Below are 24,170 nucleotides of genomic sequence, written 5' to 3'. Positions count from 1 at the left end.
ATGAGCAAAAAACTGATCACCGAGACGGCCTCGACGGTTAACGGCAACGTCTCCTTCTGGTTTGCCGAGGACGGGCTGCCCGCGCCCCGGCCGGCCCTGGCCGGCGACACGACGGCCGATGTCGCCATCGTCGGCGCCGGCTACACCGGGCTGTGGACGGCGTACTACCTCAAGAAAGCCCGGCCGGAGCTGGATATCGTCGTGCTGGAGAGCCGCTTCGCCGGCTTCGGCGCCTCGGGCCGCAACGGCGGCTGGCTGACCAACAGCATCACCGGCGGCCGCGGCCAGTACGTCAAGGCGCACGGCCGTGCGCTGGTGGGCCGCTTCCAGACGCTGCTGAACGAGACGGTGGACGAGGTTATCGCGGTCGCCGGTGCGGAGGGCATCGACGCCGGTGTCCGCAAGGGCGGCGAGCTGAATGTGGCCCGCAATCCGGCCCAGCTGGAACGGCTCAAGGCCCTGGCCGCAGCCGAGGCCGAGTGGCCCGAGGCCGGCGTCCGCCTGCTGAGCGCGGCCGAAAGCAGCGAGCGGGTCCGGATTGCCGGCACGCTCGGCGCCGTCCACCAGCCGCACTGTGCCCGGATCCATCCGGCCAAGCTGGTGCGCGGCCTGGCGGAAAGGGTGGAAGCCCTGGGCGTGCGCATCTACGAGGACACCACCGTCACCGAAATCAGCCCCCGGCTGGCGCGGTCGGAGAGGGGGGCTGTCCGGGCCGAGTACATTCTGCGGGCGACGGAGGGCTTCACCGCGAACCTGAAGGGCTCGCACCGCGAATGGCTCCCGATGAATTCGTCGATGATCGCCACCGAGCCCCTCGGAGACGACGTCTGGGCGGCAATCGGGTGGAATGAGTACGACACCGTGGGCGACATGGCGCACGCCTACATGTACGCCCAGCGCACCGCCGATAACCGGATTGCGCTCGGCGGGCGCGGCGTGCCCTACCGGTTTGGCTCCAAGACGGACACGGACGGGGCCACCCAGCCCGAGACGATCCAGAACCTGGCCGCGATCCTGCACGACATGTTCCCGGCCACCCGCGGCGCACGGATCGACCATGCCTGGGCCGGTGTGCTGGGCGTCCCGCGCGACTGGAAGGCCACCGTCGGCCTGGATCGGGAGACCGGCATCGGCTGGGCCGGCGGGTATGTCGGCACCGGCGTGACCGCGACGAACCTGGCCGGCCGCACGCTGCGGGACCTGGTGCTGGATACGGAGAGCGAACTGACCACCATGCCGTGGGTGAACCGCCGGGTGCGCACCTGGGAAGTGGAACCCCTGCGCTGGATTGCCGTCCAGGCCATGTACGCGGCGTACTACGCCGCGGACAAGTCGGAGAACTCCGGCCGTACCTCAACCTCCCCGATTGCCAAGGCCGCAGACCTCATCTCCGGCCGCGCCTGAAGTACTTCGCGCTGGTCGGGCGGCGCGACGTGCCCTGCCCGCCCAGCGCGGCCCACCCCTTGGAAAGGATCCAACCATGTCCATTGACACCATTCACCTCCCGGCGGCGCCCCACGCCGCGCTCGGAGCGCCCGGGCCCAAGCCCACGGCGGTCACGGAGGGGCAGCAGGAGGCATCGCGCGAAATCTGGAGCGCGGACAGCCTCAACGTGGGCATCTGGGAGTGCTCCCCCGGTTTGTTCACCGCGGTGCGGGACGGCTACCACGAGGTCTGCCAGATCCTGGCCGGGCGGGTCACCATCACCGCCGAGGGGCAGAAGCCGGTGGAAGCCGGCGCCGGCGACACCGTCGTCATGCCCGCCGGCTGGAAGGGCACGTGGGAAGTCCACGACACCGTCCGCAAGACGTACATCACCCTGGACGGGGTCGGCGGCCGGTAGCCGCTCAGCCGCCGAGCCCGCCCTTGGGCAGGGTCAGGTCGTCGTTCTTGGCCAACTCCTCGACGTTGACGTCCTTGAACGTGATCACACGCACGGATTTCACGAACCGGGCGGAACGGTAGACGTCCCAGACCCACGCGTCCTGCAGGGTCAGGTCGAAGTAGATCTCGCCGTCGGCAGAGCGCGCCTGCAGGTCCACGTGGTTGGCCAGATAGAAGCGGCGCTCGGTTTCCACGACGTAGCTGAACAGGCCGGCGACATCGCGGTACTCCCGGTAGAGCTGCAGCTCCATGTCGGTCTCGTAGTTCTCAAGGTCTTCGGCGCTCATGTATCCATCCTGCCCCAGATTGCCCCGCGGCGTTTACTCCGCGAGTTCGACGGCGGGCATCAGCGGTTCCTCGGGGGTCAGCCGCCAACTTCGGCGGTGCAACTCCGAGGGACCGATGCCCAGCAAGGCGGCGCGGTGCGCGGCGGTGGCGTAGCCCTTGTTGATGTCCCAGGCGTAGTCCGGATAGTCCGCGGCGTAGCCGGTCATCATCGCGTCGCGCTCCACCTTCGCCAGGACGCTGGCCGCGGCCACGCTGAGGCACTGCAGGTCCGCCTTGATCCTGGTCCTGACCGGCGCGTCGCAGCCGGGCTGCGCGACGTCGTCGAAGAGCGACGGCTCCCCCGCCGACAGCCAGTCGTGGTTGCCGTCGAGGATCACGATGTCCGGGCGCGCGGTGGCCAGCACCTGGCCCCAGGCCCGCGCGCCGGCCAGCCGCAGGGCCGCCATCAGGCCCAGCGCATCGATTTCGGCCGCGCTGGCATGCCCCACGCCGTAGGCCGTCGCCCACTTGTGGATCTTGGGCACCAGGGCCACCCGGTCCGCCGGGCTGAGCAGTTTGCTGTCGCGGACGCCGCGGATCTGCTTGGCCGAGGTCGCGTCGATGGCCACCATCCCTACGCTGACCGGTCCGGCCAGGGCCCCGCGGCCCACTTCGTCCGCACCGGCGACCAGCCGGTGGCCCGCCTCCGCAAAAGACCGCTCGAAGCGCAGCGTGGGGTTCCTGCCGGTCACGGCGCCTCGTCCTGCCGGGCCAGGGCCGGCTTCCCGCCGCCGGACGCTTCGGACGGTTCCGGAACGCCGTCGAACACCTCGGGGTAATTGCCCAGGAAGCCCAGCCGGTCCAGCGGCCAGGCGATGACGCTGGCCTTGCCCTCGACGGACTCGAGGTCCACGAAGCCCCTCGACGCCTCGTCCTGGTGTTCGCGCGAGTCCGCGGAATGGTTCCGGTTATCGCCCATGACCCAGATTTTACCCTCGGGCACCGTCACGTCGAAGGGAATCCGGGTGTTGTCCGAGCCCGGCGCCAGGTAGGGATCCTCGTCCAGCGGCTCCCCATTGACCGAGATGCGGCCATCGGCGTCGCAACAGACCACCTGGTCGCCGCCCAGGCCAATGACGCGCTTGACCAGGTGCTGCTGGGACGCATCCGGCATCAGCCCGACGAAGGTGAGGATCTGCTGGAACCAGTTGCCTTCATCCGCCCCGTTCGGCGGCAGCCAGTTGAGCTTGTCCTGGAAAACCACCACGTCGCCGCGGCTGAGCTCAAACGGCTGCGGGACCAGCAGGTTCACGAAGATCCGGTCGTCGACCTCGAGCGTGTCCTCCATCGAGGTGGACGGGATGAAGAAGGCGCGGAAGAGGAAGGTCTTGATCAGGAAAGAAAGGACGACGGCGACCGCGACAATCGTGGCGATCTCCTTCAGCCACGACAACAGGGAGTTCCGTCCGGCGTTCTTCCGTTCGCTCTGCCGTTCGCGCTGGCGTTCGCGCTTCCGCGGCCCGGAGGCATCCGGCTGGTACCCGCCAGTGTCCTTCGGGTCCTGGTCCATACTCACTATCCTCGATTCTCCGCTGGCTGGGCATCCAACTGTATCCGCTCCAGCCCGGACACCCGGTCGAGCGGCCAAATGATGCTCAGCGGGCGGCCAATGACCCGCTCGACGGGGACCATGCCGCCGCCGGGCGCGCCGAGGAGAGCCCGCGAATCGGCCGAGGCCGACCGGTGGTCCCCCATTAACCACAATCTATCCTTGGGCACCTGGACCGAGAACTCCACCTCGCTGGGCGCGTCGCCGGGAAGGAGGTAATCCTCCTCGACGGGCTCGCCGTTGACCAGCAGCCGCCCGTCCGGGCCGCAGCACTCGACCGAGTCCCCCGGCAGGCCGATCACGCGCTTCACGTAGATGGTGTCGCTGCCGGCAATGCCCAGCCACTGGCCGGCCTGCTGCGCGGCGTCCACGAACGGGGACTTGCCGCTATTAAAGGGCGCGAACGAGCCCCGCCCGTCGAAGACCACCAGGTCGCCCCGCCGGATCCCGCCGAAGTGGTAGTCGGTGCGGGAAACCAGGACACGGTCGCCGGTCTCCAGCAGCGGCTCCATCGAGCCGGACGGGATGTAGTACACGTCCAGCAGCGTGGCGCGCACGACGGCGCTGAGCACCACGGCGCAGGCGACGACGGCCAACACAAAACGCCAGCCCGGAAGTCCGGGCCGGCGTCTTGGTTGTTCCCCCGAGGCTTCGGGGGAACCAGGGAGGTGCTGCACTGGTTAGGTCAAGAAATTGCCGGTGGGCAACTTTACTTGGCGGTGCCGAAGTCGCGCTTCTCCTTGATGCGGGCTGCCTTGCCGTGGCGCTTGCGCATGTAGTACAGCTTGGCGCGGCGCACGTCGCCCTTGGTGACGACCTCGATGTGGTCGATGATCGGGGAGTGTACCGGGAAGGTACGCTCCACGCCCACGCCGAAGGAAACCTTGCGGACGGTGAAGGTCTCGCGGACACCATGGCCCTGGCGGCCCATGACGAAACCCTGGAAAACCTGGATACGGGCGGTCTTGCCTTCGATGATGTTCACGTGCACCTTGACGGTGTCGCCGGCGCGGAACTCGGGAACGTCGCTGCGCAGCGATGCTGCGTCAACAGAGTCGAGGATATGCATTTCTCACTCCTGGTGAACGCCACAGGTCATTCACTTTGGTCACGGCAGGACGGTCAGGCGGTGCCTGCAACGGTTGCTGCCGAAATTCAGGAAACCGGCCATCCGGGAATCGGCGGCCGGAGAGTCCGGCTGTTGGCGACGCTCCCCCTGTGGCAGGAACGTGCCCAGCGGACACAATCCTCTATTTTGCCACACGGCAGGGCCCAAGCTCTAATTCCGCCGCCGCCCAGGCCCCACATGCCGCCCCAGCCCTACATGCGGCGCGGCTGAAGCTCCGGGTGCGCCGAATCCGGCACGACCCGCTCGGGCGTGACGGTATAGCCGAGTCCGGCCAGCGTGGCGCGGTCCTGCTTGTCCAGGGTCTCCGGATCCAGGGCCAGGACCAGGTCCGGGCGGCGCGCGGCGGTGCGGCGCAGCTGTTCGTCGCGGCGGTGCCGGGCAATCTTGGCGTGGTTTCCGCTGAGCAGCACGTCCGGGATACCGCGGCCGCGCCACTCGGAGGGTTTGGTGTAGACCGGATACTCCAGCAGCCCGTCCGAGTGGGACTCCTCCACCAGCGAGTCGGGGTTGCCGACGACGCCGGGAACCAGCCGGCCCACGGCCTCGACCATCGCCAGCACGGCCACCTCTCCCCCGTTCAGCACGTAGTCGCCGAGGCTGACCGGGCGGACCCGGAAATGTCCGCCCGCCCAGTCGAGGACTCGCTCGTCGATGCCTTCGTAGCGGCCGCAGGCGAACACCAGATGGTCCTCGGCGGCGAGCTCGTAGGCGAGGGCCTGGTTGAAGACCTCGCCGGCCGGGGACGGGACGATCAGGACCGGCCGGGCGGCGGCCGGTTCGGGGACCGTGTCCGCGCCGGGCTCCGGGCGCGCCGGCAGGTCTCCGCCGGGGCTCGCGGCAACGACCGATTCGAGCGCCTGCGCCCAGGGTTCGGGCTTCATGACCATGCCCGCGCCACCGCCGTAGGGAGTGTCGTCGACGGTGCGGTGGCGGTCGGTGGTGAAGTCGCGCAGGTCATGGACCTGCAGCTGCAGCAGCCCGTCCTGGCGCGCCTTGCCGATCAGCGACAGGTCCAGCGCGGCCAGGTACTCCGGAAAGATGCTGACGACGTCGATGCGCACCTAGCGCTCCCCCTCGCCGTCGTCGGGAGCCTCCTGCGCATCCGGCGAGTTCAGCTCGAACAGCCCGGCCGGCGGGGTGAGCCGGACAAAGCCGGCCTCCACGTCCACCTCCGGCACGATCTCCTCGACGAACGGCACGAGGACTTCCCCGCCGTCCAGGTCCTCCACGACCAGCAGGTCCTGGGCGGGCATGGTGTTCAGGCCGGAGACCTTGCCGACCACGTCTTCCCCGATGCGCACCTCGAGGCCGACGAGCTCGTGCTCGTACCACGCGTCGTCGTCGTCCTCGACGTCCTCGGTGTCGACGAAGAGCCTGGCGCCGCGGAGTTCTTCGGCGCCGTTGCGGTCGGCGACTTCATGGAAACCCAGCAGCAGGATGTCCTTGTTCCAGCGGGCACTGCGCACCGTCAGCGGCCCCAGGCCGGCCGGCTCCACGGTCAGCTCGACGTCGGGGACGAAGCGATCGGCCGGAGCGTCGGTCAGCACCTGGACCGTGACCTCGCCCCGGATGCCGTGCGGCTTGCCGATCCGGGCAACTTGTACCTGCATGCAGACTCCTTTGGAAGAAAAACGTCCGGCCCCTGGACCATTATCTGGTACAGGGGCCGGAGGCTATGGAATGGGTGCCCGGCTCGATGCCGGGCAGGCGCCGATCCGGATCAGCGGCGGCGGTCGGTATCGACCACATCCACGCGGACCTGGTCATCGGCCAAGGCGTTCACCACGGTGCGCAGTGCGCGGGCGGTGCGGCCCTGGCGGCCGATGACGCGGCCCAGATCCTCCGGATGAACACGCACCTCGATGATGTCACCGCGGCGGTTGCTCTTCTGCGTTACCTTGACGTCGTCAGGACTGTCAACGATCCCGCGGACCAGATGATCGAGCGCTTCGGCCAGCATTACTCAGCCTTTTCGGCTTCGTCTGCGGCTGCTTCCTCGGCCGGAGCCTCGGCAGCTTCTTCCTTCTTGGCCTTCGGGGTGATGGCCTCGGGGACGATCACGGAGTCCTTTTCGGGAGCCACGAAGGCTTCCTTGGCAGCCTTGGTCTTGAGGGTGCCTTCCTGGCCCTCAATGCCCTTGAACTTCTGCCAGTCGCCCGTGATCTTGAGCAGAACTTCGGCCTGCTCGGTCGGCTGGGCGCCGACGCCGAGCCAGTACTGGGCACGCTCGGAGTTGATCTCGATGAACGAGGGCTCCTCGGTCGGGTGGTACTGCCCGATCTCCTCGATGGCACGGCCGTCGCGCTTGGCGCGGGCATCCATGACAACGACGCGGTAGTGGGCAGAGAACTTCTTACCGAAGCGCTTAAGGCGAATCTTTACGGCCACTGTTGTGGTCACTCCTGGTTCTGAAAATGGGCGAACCCGTATGTCTGCTCCCGTGGGGCGGGCCATGGTTGGGGTTCAAAGGACAAGATACACACGCGGAGAGAGGGGCCGCGCAGATCGAGTACCTGTCTATTGTGCCAGATGGGAACCAATCCGCGCGACTTGGCGACGGCGGCGCGTTGCCACCGGTTCGGCGGCAGGCACTTCAGGCCGCTCGACCCGGGAAACGTCAGGCTTCGGCGGTCGTGGACCAGACGTAGAGCTGCTGGCGTTCGGCCTGCTCCGCCAGCGACGCCAGCTGTGCAATCCGGCGCACGTTGTCTTCGGCGATGGCCCCGCTGAACGGCATGTCCTCTTCCGCGGCCCACCGCGAGGCAACCTCCGGGATCAGGGAGGCACCGTCGTCGTCGGTGTAGGTCAGCAGTTCGGCCAGCGACTGGACCATGGCATCCGGGGCCACCATCAGGTAGTCGCTGGAGACGTCGGCCATGTCCAGGGCCTCGCCGCCGGCGGCGCCGACGGCCTTCGCGGCCAGGCCGCCGAGGATCTCGACCTCCAGGTCGGTGACCCCGTTGAGGCGAAGGCTGGGCGCATCCTCGACCTCGGCCATCGGCCCGTCGGTCTCCCCGCGGGAGTCGACGCTGGCCTCAAGCTCGGCGGCGCGCCGGACGGCGACATCGTGGGTGGCGACGAAGATTTCGGTGGTTCCGGACATCTGCAGGTCCTTCCGCGGCTAGACCGAGTGGTACCTCTTCAGCCTAGCCGCACCGGGCGGGAATCCGCCTCAGCCGACGGCGACGCGCAGCTGGTTGCGCCACGGGTCCTCGAAGCGCAGCTCGGCCCCGGTGTGGTGGTGGGCGATGCCGGCGCTGGTGAGGCGTTCGGTCAGGGCGCCGACCTCATCCTCGTTCGGCACGTGGATCAGCACCTCGCCCAAGCCCAGGGTGTCCTTGCGCGGCCCTGCCCCGCGGCTGTTCCAGACGTTCATGGCCATGTGGTGGTGGTAGCCGCCGGCGGCGACGAACAGTGCCTGGCCGTGCCAGCCGGCGGTGCGTTCGAAGCCGAGGGTCTTCACGTAGAATTCCTCGGCGACGTTGGTGTCGCCGACCTGCAGGTGCACGTGGCCGATTCCGGCGCCGGCCTCGCGCTGGGTGGACAGTGACTCCTCGGTCAGGTGGCTCTGCAGGTAGGTCTGAGGGTTCAGGGCCAGGCTGTCCATGTGGACCTCCTTGCCGTCGGCGGTCTCGTTCCAGGACCACTGGTCGCGGGGGCGGTCCCAGTAGAGCTCGATGCCGTTGCCCTCCGGGTCGGTGAAGTAGAACGCCTCGCTGACCAGGTGGTCGGCGCTGCCGGCGAACCGGGAGGGGTCGGTCTGCGCCGCGGTGGCCACGGTGGCGGCCAGGTCCGACTGGTTCTCGAACAGGAAGGCGGTGTGGAAGAGGCCGGCTTCGCCGCGGGACGGCAGCTGCAGCCCGTTGGCCGGGGCCAGGTGGAGCAGCGGCGTGGTGCCGCGGCCCAGGTAAACCCCGCCGAGTCCCTCGGAGACCGGGTCCAGTCCCAGCGCCTGCTGGTAGTAGTTGGTCATGTTCTTCATGTCGCCGACCTTGAGCATCACGGTGCCCATGCTGAGGTCGGCCGAGAGCAGGTCCTGGGGGTTTACTTGAATGTTCATGCAATTAACAATACTTGAAGCTTCACGTTTATTCCAGTCCGAACACCTGCCGGTGTATCAGTGGTCAGCGGCGGCGCCGGTACGCCAGGTAGCTGCCCAGGGCCACGTCTCCGGCCGCCTGCAGCACCAGCCCCAGCGCGCCCGCCCGCAGGAACCGGGAGCTTGCGGGCCGGCGTCCGGCGGCGCGGAACAGCAGGGCGGCGCCGGTGGCGGCCGCCGCGGCGCTGCCGGCCAGCAGGGCCGGGCGCGCGACGACGGCGCGCTGCCACGCCGCCAACGGCCCCCTGCCCTCGGCCGGAGTGCTGGCCAGTTCCAGCAGCGCCTTGCCGATGGACTGGACGGGAATCGATTCCATCCCGGGGACCCGGTCGGGCTGCAGCGACCCTTCGGCGAGCCGGGCGGCGATCGGCGGCAGTTGCAGCAACTGGCCGGCGCGGGCCAGGATTCCGGGCTCGTCCGGGGAGGACAGCAGGTCCTGCAGCCCCTCGACGGCGCCCGGTTCCAGGCCCAGCACATCGCTGAGCCGTTGCGTGTCGGGGCCTTCCGGGTGAACGATCCGGCCGAGCAGCCGCAGCGCCTCGGCGTCGGCCCGGGACGCCGAAGGGAACGGCTTGGCCGGCGCCTCCCAGGCGTGCCAGAAGCTGGTGTCCGGGTCGCTCCGCGTGCCCGGCAGCCATGCCTCGACGGCGCGGAAGCCGTCCAGGTCCATCAGCGCCACGATCGGTTTGGCCGAGGCCGGCCAGTTGTAGAGCCCGGGCGCTGCCTCCCCGTAGACCAAGACGATCCGCTGGCCGGGTGCGGCCCGGTCCGGCGCGCCCGGCGTGCCCGCATCGGGCTCCAGGACGTGGAGTTCTACGCCGTTGAGGGCGCCGAACATCATCAGGTCCTCGCGCCGGAACCTGCCCACCAGCACGGTGCGCAGCTCGGCGGCGTCCGGCGCTTCGAGCTCCTCGGCCTCGTCCGGTTCCGGCATCTCCTCCACTTCCAAAGCCGCGTCCGGTGCCGGTGCCTCGTATTCGATGCCGTCAATCTCCACGGCCGCCCCCAGGTCGGCGGAGAGCCCGCGGACCAAAGCCGCGACGTCGGGCCCGGGCACTGCCCGTCCGGCCGGATCCAGGACGGCGGCGCGCTGTTCCCCGTTCACGGCCAGGAGCACGGAGACAACGCTGTCGCCGGCCTGGGGGGCGCCGCCCGCGAAGGCACCGAGCAGCGAACGGTCGGTGAGCTGCTGCTGCAGGGCGGCCACGCCCGCTTCGTCCAGCGGCCACGGCCACCACAGCTGTCCTGACGCCGGTTCCCAGGCTGATTCATTCATAGCTCCACGCTAGCAACCTCTGATCAGTCCGGCAGTGTTGCCCCGGCCAGGAAGGCCGCCAGCAGGGCATGGCCCCGGTCCGTGTCCTGCGGGCGGTGGTGCCCGCCGGCGTGGCGGTGGACGGCGCCGGTGGCGGCCAGGTATTCGGCCACTTCCTCGTACAGCGGTTCCCAGCCGCCGGTGACCACCAGGGTGGGCAGGCCCGGGACGATGTGCAGCGGCGCCTGCCAGGGCGGCGCCTGCAGGCGGACCCGCATCGCCTGTGCCCGGTCCGCCACGGTGGCCAGCGGCAGCGCTTCTGCGCCGACCACCAGCCGGACGAAGGCGCGCTGGTATTCCTCGTCGGTCAGCTCCCGCCGCGCGTCGAACAACGGCTCCAGCCGCTCGCGGTAGGCACGGGTGGCCGGCAGGTCCGCGGTCAAGGACAGGCAGGCGGGTTCGAACAGCGTGAGCGAGTGCACGCTGCCGGGGTGTTCGACCGCGGCCATCATCGCCGCGACGGCACCTTGGGCGTGAGCGACGACGTGGGCACCCGGGCCGAGGTGCCGGCCGACGATCCGGGCGTCCTCGTCAAAGTCGGTCGGCCGGGGCTCAGCCTGCGGATCAAACCCGTGGCGGCGCAGGAACAGGCAGTCGTAGCGTCCGGCCAGGCGGTGCTGGCGCGGCCAGGCTGCGGCCCCGAAGCTGTCGGTGCCGTGGACAAAGACCACCCGCTCTCCGCTGCCACTGACTGCCATGGGAGAAATACTAAACGCCGGAACCCACGGTTCCCTTGGAGTCGCCGGCGGCCTCCGCCGCCCAGACGTGGGGCACCAGTTCTCGTTCCGGGACGCGCAACTGCCCGGTCCGCAGCGGCTGCCCGTGGCGCAGTTCAACCACGGTGAGCAGTTCGTGGGCCCGGAGCCCCGCGGCCAGCTGGGCCGATTGCGCCGGGTCCAGGACAGCTTCGGCCTGCTCGACGGGCAGGAAGACCGCCTGTCCCCCGGCACCGGCGGCGAGCTCACCGCCGTCGTACGTTCCGCCGTCGTACACGAAGGTAATGGCTTCCGCGGCTTCGCCGTCCAGCGGCTGGTAATCCAGTGCGAGGATGCGCCCGGGCGGTACGAGCAGGGAGGACTCGGCGAGCACCCGGGCCGCTGCCGCGCGCGGGTCTTCGCCCGGCCGGACCGGCGTCGCCGGCAGTCGGGGCCCGCCGGGATTGTCCACCAGCACCACGGAGCCGCCGACACTGCGCACGATCACCGCGACGGTGTCCCGCCGCTTTCCGGGCTGGCCGTCGTCGTCGCCGCGTGCCTGCTCTGCCACAAAACTCCTTCGCTGCGCTGCCGCCGGTGGCCGGTCGTCGCCGGGCGAATGGGCCGCCCGTGCAGAGGAGCCGCGTAACCCGCCGGTGCGTGTCCCCAGTTGAAACGATTCGACAACCAGCTTACCTTCCGGAGCACGGAAAGCGCGGCGCGGCGTGGATAAGCGCCCCCGCCGGCGGAATGGCAAATGCCCCGCCGAGAATCGACGGGGCATTTACCTGCAGCGGTTCAGCCTTCGCGGTACAGCTTCTGGGCTACTTGCCGAGGAACTTCTCGAATCCCTTGGGCAGGTTCAGCGCCGACGGGTCGAAGTCCTGCCCGTCCTGCGGGACGCCGAAGGCGCTTCCGGCGGGAACGGAGGCCTTGTTCTTCCGGCGTTCCTCGGCCTCGCGCAGCTCCTGTGCCGCCTTGGCCGGGTTGCCGGAGCGGGCCTTCTTCTTGCCCTTCGCGGTTTGCTGCTTCTTCCGGGCGCCACCGAAGCCACCCGGCCCGGCCACGCCCGGCATACCCGGGATGCCGCCGCCCTGGGCCATCTTCTTCATCATCTTCTGGGCCTGGCCGAAACGCTCCAGCAGGCCGTTGACCTCGGACACGTGCACGCCGGAGCCCTTGGCGATGCGGGCTCGGCGGGAGCCGTTGATGATCTTCGGGGCAACGCGCTCGTGCGGGGTCATCGACCGGACGATGGCCTCCACGCGGTCGATTTCCCGTTCATCGAAGTTCTCCAGCTGCTGGCGCATGTTGGCGGCGCCGGGCATCATCATGAGCATCTTCTTCATCGAGCCCATTTTTCGGATCTGCTGCATCTGGGCGAGGAAGTCGTCCAGGGTGAAGTCTTCCTGGTCGGCGAACTTCTGCGCCATCCGCTCGGCTTCGCCCTTGTCCCAGGACTTCTCCGCCTGCTCGATCAGGGTGAGCATGTCGCCCATGTCGAGGATGCGGTTGGCCATCCGGTCCGGGTGGAAGATCTCGAAGTCGTCCAGGTTTTCGCCGGTGGAAGCGAACATCACCGGTTTGCCGGTCACCGACGCGACGGAGAGCGCCGCGCCGCCGCGCGCATCGCCGTCGAGCTTGGAGAGGACAACGCCGGTGAAATTGACGCCTTCGTTGAAGGCCTGCGCGGTGTTGACCGCGTCCTGGCCGATCATCGCGTCGATCACGAAGAGCACTTCGTCCGGGTTGACGGCGGCGCGGATGTCAGCTGCCTGCTGCATCATCTCGGCATCGACTCCCAGCCGTCCGGCGGTGTCCACGATGACGACGTCGTACAGCTTTTGCCGCGCCTCGGCCACGCCGTCGCGGGCCACGGCCACCGGATCGCCGGTAACGGCGTCGAACTCGGACTGCACGCCCGGGTGCGGGGCGTAGACCGGCACGCCGGCGCGCTGACCGTTGACCTGGAGCTGGGTCACGGCATTGGGTCGCTGCAGGTCGGCCGCCACCAGCAGCGGGCTGTGGCCCTGGCCCTTGAGCCACTTGGACAGCTTGCCCGCCAGGGTGGTCTTGCCGGCACCCTGCAGGCCGGCGAGCATGATCACCGTCGGCGGGGTCTTGGCCAGCTTGATGCGCCGGGTCTCCCCGCCGAGGATGTTGACCAGCTCGTCGTTGACGATCTTGACGACCTGTTGGGCCGGGTTCAGGGCCGCGGAGACCTCTTCGCTGAGCGCGCGTTCCTTCACGTGGGCCGCGAACTCGCGCACCACGGGCACCGCGACGTCGGCGTCGAGCAGGGCTCGCCGGATTTCGCGAACGGTGGCGTCGACGTCGGCCTCGGACAGCCGTCCCTTGCCGCGCAGATTCTTGAAGGTCGAGGCCAACCGGTCAGAGAGTGAATTGAACACGCGCCGTGTCTACTTTCGTCGATCTGGTTCACAGTCCCCGGGCCGCGCCGGAGTTCAGCACTTAAGGGTATCAACTGGCGGTGGCAGCAGTCGCGCCGGAAATCGCGACCACTCGGCCGTCGGCTCATATCCCGCCGAGGAACGCGGCAAGGAGGAACGCCGGTGGGGTCCGAGCTCGCCCGGCCCATGGACCGTTCCCCCTGCCGTACAGCCGTGGCAAGGTGGGAACGTGAGCGTTGAACAGACCCAGACACAGGAAAAGACCCAGCCCGAGGACGTATCCGCCCCCGCTGCCGACGGGCCGCTGCAGATCCGGACGTTGCTGATTTTGGGAGCTTCCGGCGATCTGACCGGCCGGCTGCTGCTGCCCGGGCTGGGCAAATTGATCGCGCAAGGCAGGACCAGCGGACTGAAAGTAGTGGGCGCCGGCTCGGATGACTGGGACGAGGGCAGGTGGCAGGAACGCGTCCGCGGCGCCTTTGATTCCTGCGCGGTGGACGCGAACGACGACGGACGGCGGCAACTGCGCGACGTCCAGGAAAACACGCGGTACCACTCGGTGGACGTGACGGCGGAGGGCGCACTGGCGGAATTGCTGGCCGCGCTGGATGGCCCGGTGGCCGTGTTCTTTGCCCTGCCGCCCGCGGTCAGCCAGAAAGCCTGCGAGCTTCTCCGGCCCGAGGACGTGCCGGAGGGAACACGGCTGGTGTTGGAAAAGCCGTTCGGCTCCAGCCGTGAATCGGCCGCATCGCTGAACAAGACGCTGTTGAAGCTGGTGCCGGAGGACCATATCCACCGGGTGGACCACTTCCTGGGCAAGGCAACGGTCTTCAACATCCTCGGCCTGCGCTTCGCCAACCGCCTGCTGGAGCCGCTGCTCAGCAATGAACATGTGGCGAAAGTCGAGATCTTCTACGATGAGGGGCTGGCCTTGGAGGGTCGTGCCCGTTACTACGACGGGGCCGGCGCGCTGCGTGACATGATCCAAAGCCACTTGTTGCAGGTGATGGCGCTGACCGCCCTCAACGCCCCGGCCACCATCCATGAGCGGGACCTGCGCGACCATATCGGCAGCGTCCTGCGCGCCAGCAGCGTCAACCCGGATTTCGGCAAGAGCACTCGGCGTGCCCGCTACACCGCCGGCAGGATCGGCGACCGCGACATCCCGGACTACGCCGACGAACAGGGCGTGGACCCGGCCAAGAAGACCGAAACCCTGGCCGAGGTTGAAGTCTCAATCAACAACTCCCGGTGGTCCGGCGTGCCGTTCATCCTCCGCTCGGGCAAGGCTTTGGGCAAGCCGCAGAAGGAAGTAATCATCACCTTTAGGCCGGTCAACCACCTGCCGACGGGCTTCAAGGGCATCGACGCCCCGACGCGGCTGCGGATCGGGCTCGGACCCGAAACCCTTCAACTTGAGATCGATGTGAACGGTCCAGGTGACATCTTCACGCTGGACCGGGCGGTCATGAGCGCCGACCTGCACTCGGCCGATCTGTTGCCCTACGGCGAAGTGTTGGAAGGCGTGCTGCGCGGCGACCCGCTCCTGTCCGTCCGCGGGGATACCGCCGAGGAGTGCTGGCGGATAGTCGAGCCCGTGCTGAAGGCTTGGGAACAAGACGAAGTGCCGCTGGAAGGGTACGAAGCGGGCAGCAACGGTCCGGCCGGTTGGTCAACTTCCCGGAGCGACAGGCCGCTTCCCTAACGGAAATCGAGGCCACCAAATACCTAGAACGGGCGGTGGGGCGTCTAGAACGGTGGCGGGGTGTTGTCCCATGGGCCGTCCGTGGCTTCTCCGCCGGTGTCGCCCTCGCCGCGGGTATTACAGCCCCGGGGACTTTTGGCCCCGTTGCCCGGGCTTTCCGTGGCTTCTTCTGCGCCGAGGGCTGAGGGGAGCGTGAGTGTCCAGCCTTCGTCGGGGGTGGTGGTGTGGGTATGGCCGGAGCGGGTGGTGAAGTGGAGGGTCCCGTCGGGATCCTGGGTGACGGTTCCGCCGCCGTTGTGTTTGGTTTTATGCCCGGGTTTGCATCTGGCGCTGAGATTTTCGATGACTGTTTTGCCGCCGTCTTCCCAGGCGATGGTGTGGTCGATGTCGCATTGGTCGGCGGGGACGGTGCAGCCGTAGTCGCGGCAGTGGCGGTCACGTAGCCGGACGAGGCGTTTGAGCCATTCGGGCGGGGTGCGCAGGTCTTTGGCGGCAGCGATGGCGTGGCCGTGGTCGTCGGTGAGCACGATCAACCAGGACTTCGCCAGCGCGGCGAGGTCGCGGGTCATGCCGGGCGGGATGGGTCCGTAGCCGGTGAGGTCGCCGGGGTCTTCGGCGAGCCGGAGCAGGGTGTGCAGTGGTGCGGTGACGGCGACGGAGGCGGTCATGTTCCCGGCCCCGCAGGTGCAGGGCCCCTGTCCTGCCGTCCCTCCGGCTGCCGTGTTTCGGGCGGTGCACGCCGCAACTTCCGCGTCCGGGATTTCTGGGCCGGTTCCTTTGGTGGTGCCCGGTAGAGTCCCGGCGGCTGCGGACCCGGTTGCAGCTGCGGTTGCGGCAGCAGTTCCAGACTGGGCCGTTTCCCGCGGGTTGGCTGCGGTTTGGGTGGCCGCTGTTCCGCAGTTGTCGGTGGCCGTCTGGGTGGCGGCTGTGTCGCCGGCGGCGGGTCCGGTGTCTGTGTCTGTGGCGGTGGCCGTGGGCTGGTAGGCGTGGCCGGGGTAGCGCAGGAGCATGTCGGTGAACACGTCGGCGCGGAGCTGGCCCAGGGTGCGGGTTTCGTCGACGGTTTGGAGTTTGCGGGCGTGGGCCTGCATCAGGTTGTAGGCGAGCAGCGCTTTGTCGGCGCTGGTGCGGATGTAGAGTTCGGCCATCCCGTCGTCCTGGGGCTGGTAGTGGACGGTGCGGCGTTCCATCGCGGCCCGGTGCCGGGTCTCGAGGGGTTCGGGGTGCAGCCGGTCGCGGACTGTGCGGGCCCGGGCCTGCACGGATTCCAGGGTGATGGTCCCGGCGCCGGGAACAACGCCGGCCTCGTAGCCGGCCAGGACCTCGGGCGGCAGGCCGGCGCCTTTGCGGGCGATGGCGGCGGCGCGGGGCAGGTCGAGGTCGCCGTTGTCCAGGGCGGCGAGGGTGGCGGGCAGGCAGGTGGCGATCTGGTGTGCGTCGGCCAGTTCCGCGGCAGCGCGTTGGCGGGGCACGGCCAGGATGGGTGCGAGCTCGGCGGCGGCGTGCCGGCAGATCCCGTCCGGTGCCCCGGCGTCGGGCCCGGTTGCCGGGCGGAGCACGGCCAGGCGGTGCAGGGCCCGCAGCCGGCGGGACTGGGTCCAGGCCTCGTGTTTGCGCACCGCCTGGAGGTAGTCGAGGGTCGACCAATCGTCCAGAGCCGCGGGGTCGGTGCCGGCGAGCAGGCCTGCCAGTTCCGCCGGTCCCAGCTCCCGCCAGTCGTCCGCCCACCCCCGCGGGACCGGTACCGGTTCGGCGGAACCATTGTCGGGCGCGCAACCATTGTCGGGCGTGGCACCGTCATCGGGCGCGGCAGGGGTACCGGAGTGATCCTCCGGCTCCTGCGCCTCGTCGAACGGTTCCGCTGCCATACTTCAACGCTACGCAGCCCACGCCCCGGGTAGAACGAACCTTCGAGGAAAGTGCATAACCTGCCCTCGACAGCTGCCTGTGGAGGACAACTCAGCAGGCCAATGGCTGAACGGGGAACCCTCCTTCCCTGTGTAGGACAACTCAGCAGGCCAATGGCTGAACGGGGAACCCTCCTTCCCTGTGGAGGACAACTCAGCGTCCGGACGGCTGAACGGGGAACCGTCCTTCCCTGTGGAGGACAACTCAGCAGGCTAACGGCTGAACGCGAAGCCGACGGGCGCGTCTGGAGGGGAACCAGCCACCTTCATCCGACGAAACCGCGGCACCGCCGCGGTTTCCGGGCCGCCGCAGACTCCGTAAGTGCACGCCCGCGCACCGGAAGACCCGGTTGCTCCGGACGCCGCAGGGGTGACCGGAACAACCGGGCCAGGGAAATCTGCCAAAGGTTCCAGTCCTAGATGGCAGCCTCGCCGCGTTCGCCCGTGCGGACGCGGACCGCTTCCTGCACATCCACCAGCCAGACCTTGCCGTCGCCCGCGCGGCCGGTGTTGGCGGTGGCCACGAGGACGTCCACGATGTCGTCGGCCAGATCTTCCCCCACCAAGACCTCGACGCGGACCTTGGGCAGCAGGTCCACCGTGTACTCGGCGCCGCGGTAGACCTCCGTGTGGCCGCGCTGCCGCCCGTACCCGCTGGCCTCACTGACGGTCAGCCCTTGGACCCCATAGCTTTCCAAGCTGTTGCGGACTGCCTCCAGCTTTTCCGGCCGGATGATTGCGGTGACCAGTTTCATGCGTTGACCTCTTCCTTGATCGTGCTGCGGGCGCTGGGGTCGGTTGCCGGGTGCGGGATGAATGTTCCGCCGGTGCCCAGGCCGCCGAATTCGTAGGCGGATTCGGCGTGCTGGGCGAGGTCCACGCCGGTGACCTCATCCTCTGCGGTTACCCGGAAGCCAAGGGTCTTGTGGATCGCCAAGCCGATGATCAGGGTCAGCACGCCAGAGAACACCATCGAGACCAGCGCCGCCACGGCCTGCGCCCCCAGTTGGGCGACGCCGCCGCCGTAGAAGAGACCACCGCCTGCACCTTCGACCGGCAGGGCGATGAAGCCCAGGGCCAGCGTTCCGACCAGGCCGGCAACCAGGTGGACGCCCACCACATCCAGCGAGTCGTCGTAGCCCAGCCTGTACTTCAGCCCCACCGCCAGCGCGGCCAGCACGCCCGCCACCAGGCCCAGACCCACCGCCCCCAGAGGGGATACGTTGGCGCAGGCCGGGGTGATGGCCACCAGACCCGCGACCACACCCGAGGCCGCCCCGAGGGACGTGGGGCGGCCGTCGCGGAGGCGCTCGGTCACCAGCCAGCCCACGATGGCGGCTGCCGGGGCGGCCATGGTGTTGACCCAGATCAGCCCGGCTTCCTCCGCCGTGCCCGCCGCTCCCCCGTTGAATCCAAACCAGCCGAACCACAGCATCGCTGCGCCGATCATCACCAACGGAATGTTGTGCGGGCGCTGTGCAGGGTCCTTGCCGAAGCCTCTGCGCTTGCCCAGAATCAGGGCCAGGACCAGGCCCGCTACACCGGCATTGATGTGCACCACCGTGCCGCCGGCGAAATCAATCGCCTCCCCGGCCCAGGCGCCGACGGCTCCCTCGGCCCCCAGCAAGCCGCCGCCCCAGACCATGAAGGCCAGCGGGCAGTAAACCAGCGTGACCCAGACCGGCACGAAGACCGCCCAGGCGCTGAATTTTGCCCGGTCGGCGATGGCGCCGGAGATGAGTGCCACCGTGATGATCGCGAACGTGGCACCGTACCCGGCGCTGATCAAGTCAGGGGTGCTAAGCAGCCCTTCCAGGCCGAACGCGGCGAACGGATTGCCGAAGAGCTGGGCCACGCCCTCGCCCCCGCTCATCGAGTAACCCCACAGCACCCAGACCACCGCCACCAGCGCGACGGCGGAAAAGCTCATCATCATCATGTTCAGGGCCGATTTGGCCCGCGTCATCCCGCCGTAGAAGAATGCCAGTCCCGGCGTCATGAGCAGCACCAAGGCCGCCGAAATCATTACCCAGACGTGACCTGCCGACAGATCCATGTTTCACGTCCCCTCGTTCGTTGGCGGGTAATTTCCCACCGGTGAACCAAGACTGACGACGGCGTGTTTCGCCCAGCAGGATGCTTCATTGCGGCCGCGTTACAAGAAGCCCGCGCAGGTAAAACCGGTGCAACCGGCGTGTTTCGGCAGTGTTTCGCGCGGCACCGAGAGCGGCACAGAGTGGCATAGAGGACGACGGCGGTGCGCGGCCCGGCGTTGACACCGAGCCGGCGCGCGGGTCGGGCTACGCTGGTTGGCATGCCAGTTTTCCGCCGCACGGCGCGTCAGTTTCGCCTGTCCGGCCACCAGCGACCGGGCAAGCCGGCACCCACTCCGATTCCGCGCGACATCAAGGTCCTCGTTGCCGCTGCCTTCGTCATCGCGCTGGGATACGGACTGGTGGCGCCAGTCCTGCCTCAGTTCGCCGCGAGTTTCGACGTCGGTGTCGCGGCTGCCAGCATCATCGTCAGCGTGTTCGCCCTCGCCCGGCTGGTCTTCGCGCCGGCGGGCGGCGCCCTGGTGGGCCGCTGGGGTGAACGCCGGGTCTACCTGACCGGGCTGCTGATAGTCGCCGCTTCGACCGGCGCCTGCGCGCTGGCGCAGGACTACTGGCAGCTGCTCATCTTCCGGGGCCTGGGCGGCCTCGGCTCCACCATGTTCACGGTGTCGGCCATGGCGCTGATCCTGCGGCTGGCCCCGCCGGACGGCCGCGGCCGGGTTTCCAGCCTGTATGCCGGCACGTTCCTGATGGGCGGCATCCTCGGCCCGGTGGCCGGCGGCCTGCTGGCAGGATTCGGGCTGCGGATGCCGTTCGTGGTCTATGCCGTCGCGTTGCTCGTGGCGGCCGCCGTCGTCGCCGTCATGCTCAAGAAACCCGCCGCCCGCACGGCCAACGACGCTCCGGCTCCCGAGGCGATGGATCTGCGCGAGGCGCTCTCGGACCCGGGGTACCGGGCCGCCGTCGTGTCCGCCTTCGCCAACGGCTGGGCCACGTTCGGGGTCCGCATGGCGCTGATTCCGCTCTTCGCCGCGGCTGTGCTGGGCGCTGGCCCGGAGACCGCCGGGCTGGCGTTGGCCGTCTTCGCGGTCGGCAACGCGCTGGCGCTGACGTTCTCCGGCCGCCTCTCGGACACCGCCGGGCGCCGCCCCCTGGTGGTCGCCGGGCTGACCGTGGCCGGGCTTGCGATCGCAGCCATCGGGTTTACCGAGTCAGTTCCGGTGTTCGTCGCAGCTTCGGTCATCGCCGGTTTCGGGTCCGGACTGCTCGGACCGGCGCAGCAGGCCGCCGTCGCGGACATCATCGGCAACGACCGCAGCGGCGGCAAGGTGCTGGCCGTCTTCCAGATGGGCACCGACGCGGGCGCGATCATCGGCCCGGTCTTGGCCGGAGCGCTCGCCGACCGGCTCAACTACGCCTGGGCCTTCGGGGTCACCGGCGCGATCATGCTGGCGGCGGCGCTCCTGTGGCTGCTCTTCGGCCGCGAGACGCTGGTGAAGCCCCAGGAGGAACCTGCGGCGGGCTGATCCCGGCAGCGAACAACCCTGGAAACAGCTGTTAGCCCCACCTGGATTCCAGCGGTAGCCAGGCGCCGCGTTCGCCGCTAGTCTCTGATCCATGACCTTTGGGGGACGCGTTGTGGCGGCGGTGGCCGTCGTGTTTTGGGCCGTACTGCCCGGGTTCGGACTGACCGACTTGTCGACCATGTTCGTCGAAGATTCCTATTTCGCCGAGGTTGCGGCGCTGGAAACCAGCTGGGGCGTGCTCACCACCTTCGCCGTCGCACTGGCTTTCGGCTGGGCGGCGTTCCGGCCAAGGGACATCGCGCCGGTGCTCGCCCTGCTGTGGCTGACGACGGCGGCGCTCCTCTTGGGTGCCCTGCTCGGCGCGAGCCCCGGACCCGTGGTGATGGCCGCGGCACTCGGCATCATGTCCTGGGGCCTGTGGTGGTCGTCCCGGCGCGCCGGGACGCGCTTTTCGGCGCCGCGGATGGCGGTGGACTGGCCGCTGATGGTGCTGGCCGTGCTGGCCCTGCCGTTCTGGGCCGCCTACGCCTGGTACGCCGTCGGGGTCTCGCGTGCCGCGGGCTCGAAACCCGAGTACTGGACCATGGGCATAGACCACTGGCCGGTCCAAGGCGCCCTGGGCATCACGCTGGCCGCCGCCGGCCTGCTGCACGCGCTCTGGCCGCCCGCACGCGCATTGCTGCGCACCGTGCTGGCCTTCAGTGCCGTCTCGCTGGGCACCAGCTGGCTATTGGGGCCGGAAACAGGAGGCAGCGTCGACGTCACAGTGCTGGCCGTCGCGGCCCTTGTCTGGGGGCTGCTCATCGCGCTGCGTGTCGCGGGCCCGGAGTCGGCCGCCGGTGAAAAACCCGTCACGGCGGCCGGGGTGGTCAGCGACGGGCACACGACCGAGAGTGACGCATGACTGGCAGCGACGGGCACCGGCCGGACAGCGACCGGCGCCCGTCCGGCAGCAACGCCCGTTTGGCGGACCAGACCAGCTGGCGCTAGTTCAGCAGAGCGTCCACGAAGTCCTCGGTCTCGAACGGCGCCAGGTCGTCGGCGCCTTCGCCCAGGCCCACCAGTTTCACCGGCACGCCGAGGCTGCGCTGGATGGCGACGACGATGCCGCCCTTGGCGGTGCCGTCCAGCTTGGTCAGCACGATGCCGGTGATGTTGACGACGTCGGCGAACACCTTGGCCTGGTTCAGGCCGTTCTGGCCGGTGGTCGCGTCCAGCACCAGCAGCACCTCGTCCACCGTGGCCTGCTTCTCGATCACGCGCTTGACCTTGCCCAGTTCGTCCATCAGGCCCACCTTGTTCTGCAGGCGCCCGGCGGTATCCACCATGACCACATCGACTTCCTGCTCGATACCGGCCTTTACCGCCTCGAAGGCGACGGACGCGGGATCCGCGCCATCGACGTCGGACTTCACGGTGGGCACGCCCACGCGCGATCCCCAGGTGGCCAGCTGCTCGGCCGCGGCCGCACGGAAGGTATCCGCCGCACCGAGGATCACGTCCTTGTCCTCGGCCACCAGCACGCGGGCCAGCTTGCCCACCGTGGTGGTCTTGCCGACGCCGTTGACGCCCACCACCATCATCACCGCGGGGCGGTCGGCATGGCGCATCACGGCCAGCGATCGGTCCATGGACGGGTCCACAAGCTTGATCAGTTCCTCGCGCAGCATGGCCTTGACCTGCTCCGGGCTGCGGCTGCCCTCCACCTTCACGCGGTCCTTGAGCGCGTCCACGAGTTCCATCGTCGGCTCGGTGCCCAGGTCGGCCAGCAGGAGCGTCTCTTCGATTTCGTCCCAGACGTCGTCGTCGATCTTGTCGCTGGCGAGCAGCGCCAGGAGCCCCTTGCCCAGGGCGTTGTTGGACTTGACCAACCGGGCGCGCAGCCGGGACAGGCGGCCCTGCACCGGCGCCGGCGTCTCCACCGGGATGGTCTCCAGCGCGGCGGCGTCCTCCGGAATTTCGACGTCGGCCGGCGGCAGTTCCTCCTCGGTCGGTGCGCCGAGGGGCGGTGCGGGGGCCGTCTGTCCGCGGGGCGCTTCCAGGGTGCCGGTACCGCCCCCGGTCGGCGGCATGGCCGGGTCGTTCGCGTCCCGGGTGGTGGTGTATCTGCCGGGCGGGGTCCTGCGGCCCCGCAGCAGCAGCGTTGCCACCAAACCGATGACGACAATGGCGATAACTACGTAAATGATGATCATGGTTGCGTCCACGGTTCCTAGCCTAGCCGCTGACCGTTCCGCGTCACGGGTCGGGCGGCGCGGCCGGACATCCACGTTCCAAGGCCCGGCGCAGCGACTGTACGATCAACGCATGAAGCCGTTCCTGCTCCTGGCCACGCGCGCCGAAGACACCGCAGCCGATGAGGAGTACGCGGCCTTCGCCCGTTTTGGCGGCCTGGAACCGGGCCAGTTGCAGCGCGTGCGGCTGGAGGCCGGACCAATGCCGGCCATCGATCTGGACGATTACAGCGGAATCATCCTCGGCGGCAGCCCGTACACCTCCAGCGACGACGACGCGTTCAAGTCCGCCGCCCAGCTGCGCGTCGAGGCCGAGCTGGAGCAGCTGCTCGACACCGTCGTCGCCCACGATTTCCCGTTCCTGGGCGCCTGCTACGGCGTCGGCACCCTGGGCCGGTACGGCGGCGGCGTGGTGGACCGGCAGTACGGCGAGCCGATCGGCGAGGCGCAGATCGTGCTGACCGACGACGGCGCCGCCGATCCCCTGCTGGCCGGCCTGCCCCGCGAGTTCGGCGCCTTCGTGGGCCACAAGGAGGCATGCTCGGTGTTGCCCGCGGGCGCAGTGCGCCTGGCCGGGTCCGAGCACTGCCCCAACCAGATGTTCCGGCTGCAGGACAACCTCTACGCCACCCAGTTCCACGCCGAGTTGGACGTCGACGGCCTGCTGACCCGGATCTGGATCTACCGGGACGCCGGCTATTTCCCGCCGGACCAGGCCGATGCCGTCATGGGACGGGTGCGCGGACGCACCGTGACGATCCCGCAGCGGATACTTCGCAACTTCGTCACCCGCTACGCCACCGACCGACACAGCACCCACCGAACCCCACGAACCCCACCGGAACGAGGAACCGAATGAGTTTGAAAGAGCAACTGCAGGCCGACGTCGTCGCCCACATGAAGGCAGGGAACAAGACGGCCCTGACCACGGTGCGCAACGTTTTGGGCGAGATAGCAACCAAGGAAAAGTCCGGCAAGACGCCGGTGGAGCTGGACGATGCCCAGACCACCGCGCTGCTGCAGAAGGAAGCCGCCAAGCGCCGCGACACGGCCCGCATCTACGCGGAAGCCGGAGAGCCGGAGCGGGCCGCCGCGGAAATCGCGGAAGCCGAGGTCATCGAGGCGTACCTGCCCCAGCCGCTCACCGAGGCCGAGGTCGCGGAGATCGTGGACAACACCATCGCCGGGCTCAAGGCGGACGGTGCGGAGCTGTCCATGCGGCAGATGGGAGCCGTGATGAAGCCGGTCACCGAGAAGGTGGCGGGCCGCTTCGACGGCAAGGCCGTCAGCGAGATGGTCCGCGGGCGGCTGGCGGGGCAGTAACCAAAGCGGTGA

At 68.9% G+C, this 24,170-nt stretch carries 26 protein-coding genes; 7 read left to right on the top strand and 19 right to left on the bottom strand.

Features of this window, described 5'->3' with window-relative positions:
* Together AC5RTY_RS10260 and AC5RTY_RS10255 are read left to right on the top strand one after the other, a co-directional pair.
* Complete coding sequence (locus AC5RTY_RS10260; RefSeq protein WP_494022924.1) at positions 1–1,404, top strand: NAD(P)/FAD-dependent oxidoreductase; 1,404 nt, start codon at positions 1–3, stop codon at positions 1,402–1,404.
* A 76-nt stretch (positions 1,405–1,480) separates the two neighbouring features.
* Positions 1,481–1,843, top strand: a complete 363-nt coding sequence (locus AC5RTY_RS10255; RefSeq protein WP_493999959.1) for a cupin domain-containing protein — start codon at positions 1,481–1,483, stop codon at positions 1,841–1,843.
* Between the two features lie 4 nt (positions 1,844–1,847).
* Here the strand turns inward: AC5RTY_RS10255 and AC5RTY_RS10250 are convergent, their stop codons facing one another.
* The 15 genes from AC5RTY_RS10250 to ffh form a co-directional block, all read right to left on the bottom strand.
* A complete protein-coding gene (locus AC5RTY_RS10250) occupies positions 1,848–2,171 on the bottom strand; it encodes a DUF2469 domain-containing protein (protein ID WP_493999960.1) in 324 nt (107 codons plus the stop codon).
* A gap of 33 nt (positions 2,172–2,204) precedes the next feature.
* Positions 2,205–2,903 carry a ribonuclease HII gene (rnhB, locus tag AC5RTY_RS10245; protein WP_494022923.1) on the bottom strand — a complete coding sequence of 233 codons (699 nt, stop codon included), beginning with the start codon at positions 2,901–2,903 and terminating at the stop codon, positions 2,205–2,207.
* Positions 2,900–3,721, bottom strand: a complete 822-nt coding sequence (gene lepB, locus AC5RTY_RS10240) for a signal peptidase I (RefSeq protein WP_494012304.1) — start codon at positions 3,719–3,721, stop codon at positions 2,900–2,902. Before lepB (AC5RTY_RS10240) ends, rnhB begins: the two co-directional genes overlap by 4 nt.
* Positions 3,722–3,726: 5 nt before the next feature.
* Entirely contained in the window at positions 3,727–4,356 is a 630-nt protein-coding gene (gene lepB, locus AC5RTY_RS10235; RefSeq protein WP_494023300.1) for a signal peptidase I, read from the bottom strand.
* A 113-nt stretch (positions 4,357–4,469) separates the two neighbouring features.
* The gene (gene rplS, locus AC5RTY_RS10230; RefSeq protein ID WP_493941266.1) at positions 4,470–4,829 is read right to left on the bottom strand and encodes a 50S ribosomal protein L19; all 360 of its coding nucleotides are present in this window, start codon (positions 4,827–4,829) and stop codon (positions 4,470–4,472) included.
* 251 nt (positions 4,830–5,080) lie between these two features.
* Positions 5,081–5,950, bottom strand: coding sequence for a tRNA (guanosine(37)-N1)-methyltransferase TrmD (gene trmD, locus AC5RTY_RS10225; protein ID WP_494022922.1), 870 nt, complete (start codon positions 5,948–5,950; stop codon positions 5,081–5,083).
* Positions 5,951–6,499 (bottom strand): ribosome maturation factor RimM, encoded by a 549-nt coding sequence (rimM, locus tag AC5RTY_RS10220; protein ID WP_493999965.1) that lies wholly within the window; start codon positions 6,497–6,499, stop codon positions 5,951–5,953. It lies immediately after the preceding gene.
* A gap of 110 nt (positions 6,500–6,609) precedes the next feature.
* Complete coding sequence (locus AC5RTY_RS10215) at positions 6,610–6,849, bottom strand: RNA-binding protein (protein ID WP_493977361.1); 240 nt, start codon at positions 6,847–6,849, stop codon at positions 6,610–6,612.
* Positions 6,849–7,277 (bottom strand): 30S ribosomal protein S16, encoded by a 429-nt coding sequence (rpsP, locus tag AC5RTY_RS10210; protein WP_493977360.1) that lies wholly within the window; start codon positions 7,275–7,277, stop codon positions 6,849–6,851. Before rpsP ends, AC5RTY_RS10215 begins: the two co-directional genes overlap by 1 nt.
* A gap of 229 nt (positions 7,278–7,506) precedes the next feature.
* Positions 7,507–7,992: a hypothetical protein gene (locus AC5RTY_RS10205; protein ID WP_493999966.1), complete on the bottom strand. Its 486-nt coding sequence runs from the start codon at positions 7,990–7,992 to the stop codon at positions 7,507–7,509.
* 69 nt (positions 7,993–8,061) lie between these two features.
* Positions 8,062–8,949 (bottom strand): VOC family protein, encoded by an 888-nt coding sequence (locus tag AC5RTY_RS10200; protein ID WP_494022921.1) that lies wholly within the window; start codon positions 8,947–8,949, stop codon positions 8,062–8,064.
* Between the two features lie 64 nt (positions 8,950–9,013).
* On the bottom strand, positions 9,014–10,264 hold the full coding sequence (locus AC5RTY_RS10195; protein ID WP_494022920.1) for an eL24 family ribosomal protein: 1,251 nt from the start codon (positions 10,262–10,264) through the stop codon (positions 9,014–9,016).
* 23 nt (positions 10,265–10,287) lie between these two features.
* The gene (locus tag AC5RTY_RS10190; protein ID WP_494022919.1) at positions 10,288–11,001 is read right to left on the bottom strand and encodes an alpha/beta hydrolase; all 714 of its coding nucleotides are present in this window, start codon (positions 10,999–11,001) and stop codon (positions 10,288–10,290) included.
* Positions 11,002–11,011: 10 nt separating this feature from the next.
* Positions 11,012–11,569, bottom strand: a complete 558-nt coding sequence (locus AC5RTY_RS10185) for an NUDIX domain-containing protein (RefSeq protein WP_494022918.1) — start codon at positions 11,567–11,569, stop codon at positions 11,012–11,014.
* Between the two features lie 253 nt (positions 11,570–11,822).
* The gene (ffh, locus tag AC5RTY_RS10180; RefSeq protein WP_494012310.1) at positions 11,823–13,409 is read right to left on the bottom strand and encodes a signal recognition particle protein; all 1,587 of its coding nucleotides are present in this window, start codon (positions 13,407–13,409) and stop codon (positions 11,823–11,825) included.
* A 310-nt stretch (positions 13,410–13,719) separates the two neighbouring features.
* Between ffh and AC5RTY_RS10175 the strand changes: the two genes are divergently transcribed.
* Positions 13,720–15,114: a glucose-6-phosphate dehydrogenase gene (locus AC5RTY_RS10175; RefSeq protein WP_494023299.1), complete on the top strand. Its 1,395-nt coding sequence runs from the start codon at positions 13,720–13,722 to the stop codon at positions 15,112–15,114.
* Between the two features lie 44 nt (positions 15,115–15,158).
* Here the strand turns inward: AC5RTY_RS10175 and AC5RTY_RS10170 are convergent, their stop codons facing one another.
* The 3 genes from AC5RTY_RS10170 to AC5RTY_RS10160 all read right to left on the bottom strand — a co-directional run bounded on the left by AC5RTY_RS10170 (position 15,159) and on the right by AC5RTY_RS10160 (position 19,077).
* A complete protein-coding gene (locus tag AC5RTY_RS10170; RefSeq protein ID WP_494139475.1) occupies positions 15,159–16,982 on the bottom strand; it encodes an HNH endonuclease signature motif containing protein in 1,824 nt (607 codons plus the stop codon).
* Between the two features lie 455 nt (positions 16,983–17,437).
* Positions 17,438–17,776 (bottom strand): P-II family nitrogen regulator, encoded by a 339-nt coding sequence (locus tag AC5RTY_RS10165; protein ID WP_494025718.1) that lies wholly within the window; start codon positions 17,774–17,776, stop codon positions 17,438–17,440.
* Positions 17,773–19,077: an ammonium transporter gene (locus AC5RTY_RS10160; protein ID WP_494025717.1), complete on the bottom strand. Its 1,305-nt coding sequence runs from the start codon at positions 19,075–19,077 to the stop codon at positions 17,773–17,775. Before AC5RTY_RS10160 ends, AC5RTY_RS10165 begins: the two co-directional genes overlap by 4 nt.
* Before the next feature lie 258 nt (positions 19,078–19,335).
* On the opposite strand from AC5RTY_RS10160, the gene AC5RTY_RS10155 reads away from it, so the two are divergent.
* Together AC5RTY_RS10155 and AC5RTY_RS10150 are read left to right on the top strand one after the other, a co-directional pair.
* Entirely contained in the window at positions 19,336–20,601 is a 1,266-nt protein-coding gene (locus AC5RTY_RS10155; RefSeq protein ID WP_494049807.1) for an MFS transporter, read from the top strand.
* Between the two features lie 91 nt (positions 20,602–20,692).
* Positions 20,693–21,505, top strand: a complete 813-nt coding sequence (locus tag AC5RTY_RS10150) for a hypothetical protein (protein ID WP_494139474.1) — start codon at positions 20,693–20,695, stop codon at positions 21,503–21,505.
* Positions 21,506–21,587: 82 nt separating this feature from the next.
* Here the strand turns inward: AC5RTY_RS10150 and ftsY are convergent, their stop codons facing one another.
* On the bottom strand, positions 21,588–22,796 hold the full coding sequence (ftsY, locus tag AC5RTY_RS10145) for a signal recognition particle-docking protein FtsY (RefSeq protein WP_494139493.1): 1,209 nt from the start codon (positions 22,794–22,796) through the stop codon (positions 21,588–21,590).
* Between the two features lie 112 nt (positions 22,797–22,908).
* On the opposite strand from ftsY, the gene AC5RTY_RS10140 reads away from it, so the two are divergent.
* Positions 22,909–23,694: a glutamine amidotransferase gene (locus tag AC5RTY_RS10140; RefSeq protein WP_494012315.1), complete on the top strand. Its 786-nt coding sequence runs from the start codon at positions 22,909–22,911 to the stop codon at positions 23,692–23,694.
* Entirely contained in the window at positions 23,691–24,158 is a 468-nt protein-coding gene (locus AC5RTY_RS10135; protein ID WP_494012316.1) for a GatB/YqeY domain-containing protein, read from the top strand. Before AC5RTY_RS10140 ends, AC5RTY_RS10135 begins: the two co-directional genes overlap by 4 nt.
* The last annotated feature ends 12 nt before the right edge of the window (positions 24,159–24,170 follow it).

This window comes from Arthrobacter sp. Y3224055 (assembly GCF_059090825.1).
This window is presented reverse-complemented; position numbering and strand designations above follow the sequence as displayed.

Excerpts from the sequence above, each read along its gene's own strand:
- AC5RTY_RS10260 (WP_494022924.1), top strand. The coding sequence starts at position 1 with ATGAGCAAAAAACTGATCACCGAGACGGCCTCGACGGTTAACGGCAAC.
- AC5RTY_RS10255 (WP_493999959.1), top strand. The coding sequence starts at position 1,481 with ATGTCCATTGACACCATTCACCTCCCGGCGGCGCCCCACGCCGCGCTC.
- AC5RTY_RS10250 (WP_493999960.1), bottom strand. The coding sequence starts at position 2,171 with ATGAGCGCCGAAGACCTTGAGAACTACGAGACCGACATGGAGCTGCAG.
- lepB (WP_494012304.1), bottom strand. The coding sequence starts at position 3,721 with ATGGACCAGGACCCGAAGGACACTGGCGGGTACCAGCCGGATGCCTCC.
- rplS (WP_493941266.1), bottom strand. The coding sequence starts at position 4,829 with ATGCATATCCTCGACTCTGTTGACGCAGCATCGCTGCGCAGCGACGTT.
- rimM (WP_493999965.1), bottom strand. The coding sequence starts at position 6,499 with ATGCAGGTACAAGTTGCCCGGATCGGCAAGCCGCACGGCATCCGGGGC.
- AC5RTY_RS10215 (WP_493977361.1), bottom strand. The coding sequence starts at position 6,849 with ATGCTGGCCGAAGCGCTCGATCATCTGGTCCGCGGGATCGTTGACAGT.
- AC5RTY_RS10205 (WP_493999966.1), bottom strand. The coding sequence starts at position 7,992 with ATGTCCGGAACCACCGAAATCTTCGTCGCCACCCACGATGTCGCCGTC.
- AC5RTY_RS10200 (WP_494022921.1), bottom strand. The coding sequence starts at position 8,949 with ATGAACATTCAAGTAAACCCCCAGGACCTGCTCTCGGCCGACCTCAGC.
- AC5RTY_RS10195 (WP_494022920.1), bottom strand. The coding sequence starts at position 10,264 with ATGAATGAATCAGCCTGGGAACCGGCGTCAGGACAGCTGTGGTGGCCG.
- AC5RTY_RS10190 (WP_494022919.1), bottom strand. The coding sequence starts at position 11,001 with ATGGCAGTCAGTGGCAGCGGAGAGCGGGTGGTCTTTGTCCACGGCACC.
- AC5RTY_RS10170 (WP_494139475.1), bottom strand. The coding sequence starts at position 16,982 with ATGGCAGCGGAACCGTTCGACGAGGCGCAGGAGCCGGAGGATCACTCC.
- AC5RTY_RS10165 (WP_494025718.1), bottom strand. The coding sequence starts at position 17,776 with ATGAAACTGGTCACCGCAATCATCCGGCCGGAAAAGCTGGAGGCAGTC.
- AC5RTY_RS10160 (WP_494025717.1), bottom strand. The coding sequence starts at position 19,077 with ATGGATCTGTCGGCAGGTCACGTCTGGGTAATGATTTCGGCGGCCTTG.
- AC5RTY_RS10155 (WP_494049807.1), top strand. The coding sequence starts at position 19,336 with ATGCCAGTTTTCCGCCGCACGGCGCGTCAGTTTCGCCTGTCCGGCCAC.
- AC5RTY_RS10150 (WP_494139474.1), top strand. The coding sequence starts at position 20,693 with ATGACCTTTGGGGGACGCGTTGTGGCGGCGGTGGCCGTCGTGTTTTGG.
- ftsY (WP_494139493.1), bottom strand. The coding sequence starts at position 22,796 with ATGATCATCATTTACGTAGTTATCGCCATTGTCGTCATCGGTTTGGTG.
- AC5RTY_RS10140 (WP_494012315.1), top strand. The coding sequence starts at position 22,909 with ATGAAGCCGTTCCTGCTCCTGGCCACGCGCGCCGAAGACACCGCAGCC.
- AC5RTY_RS10135 (WP_494012316.1), top strand. The coding sequence starts at position 23,691 with ATGAGTTTGAAAGAGCAACTGCAGGCCGACGTCGTCGCCCACATGAAG.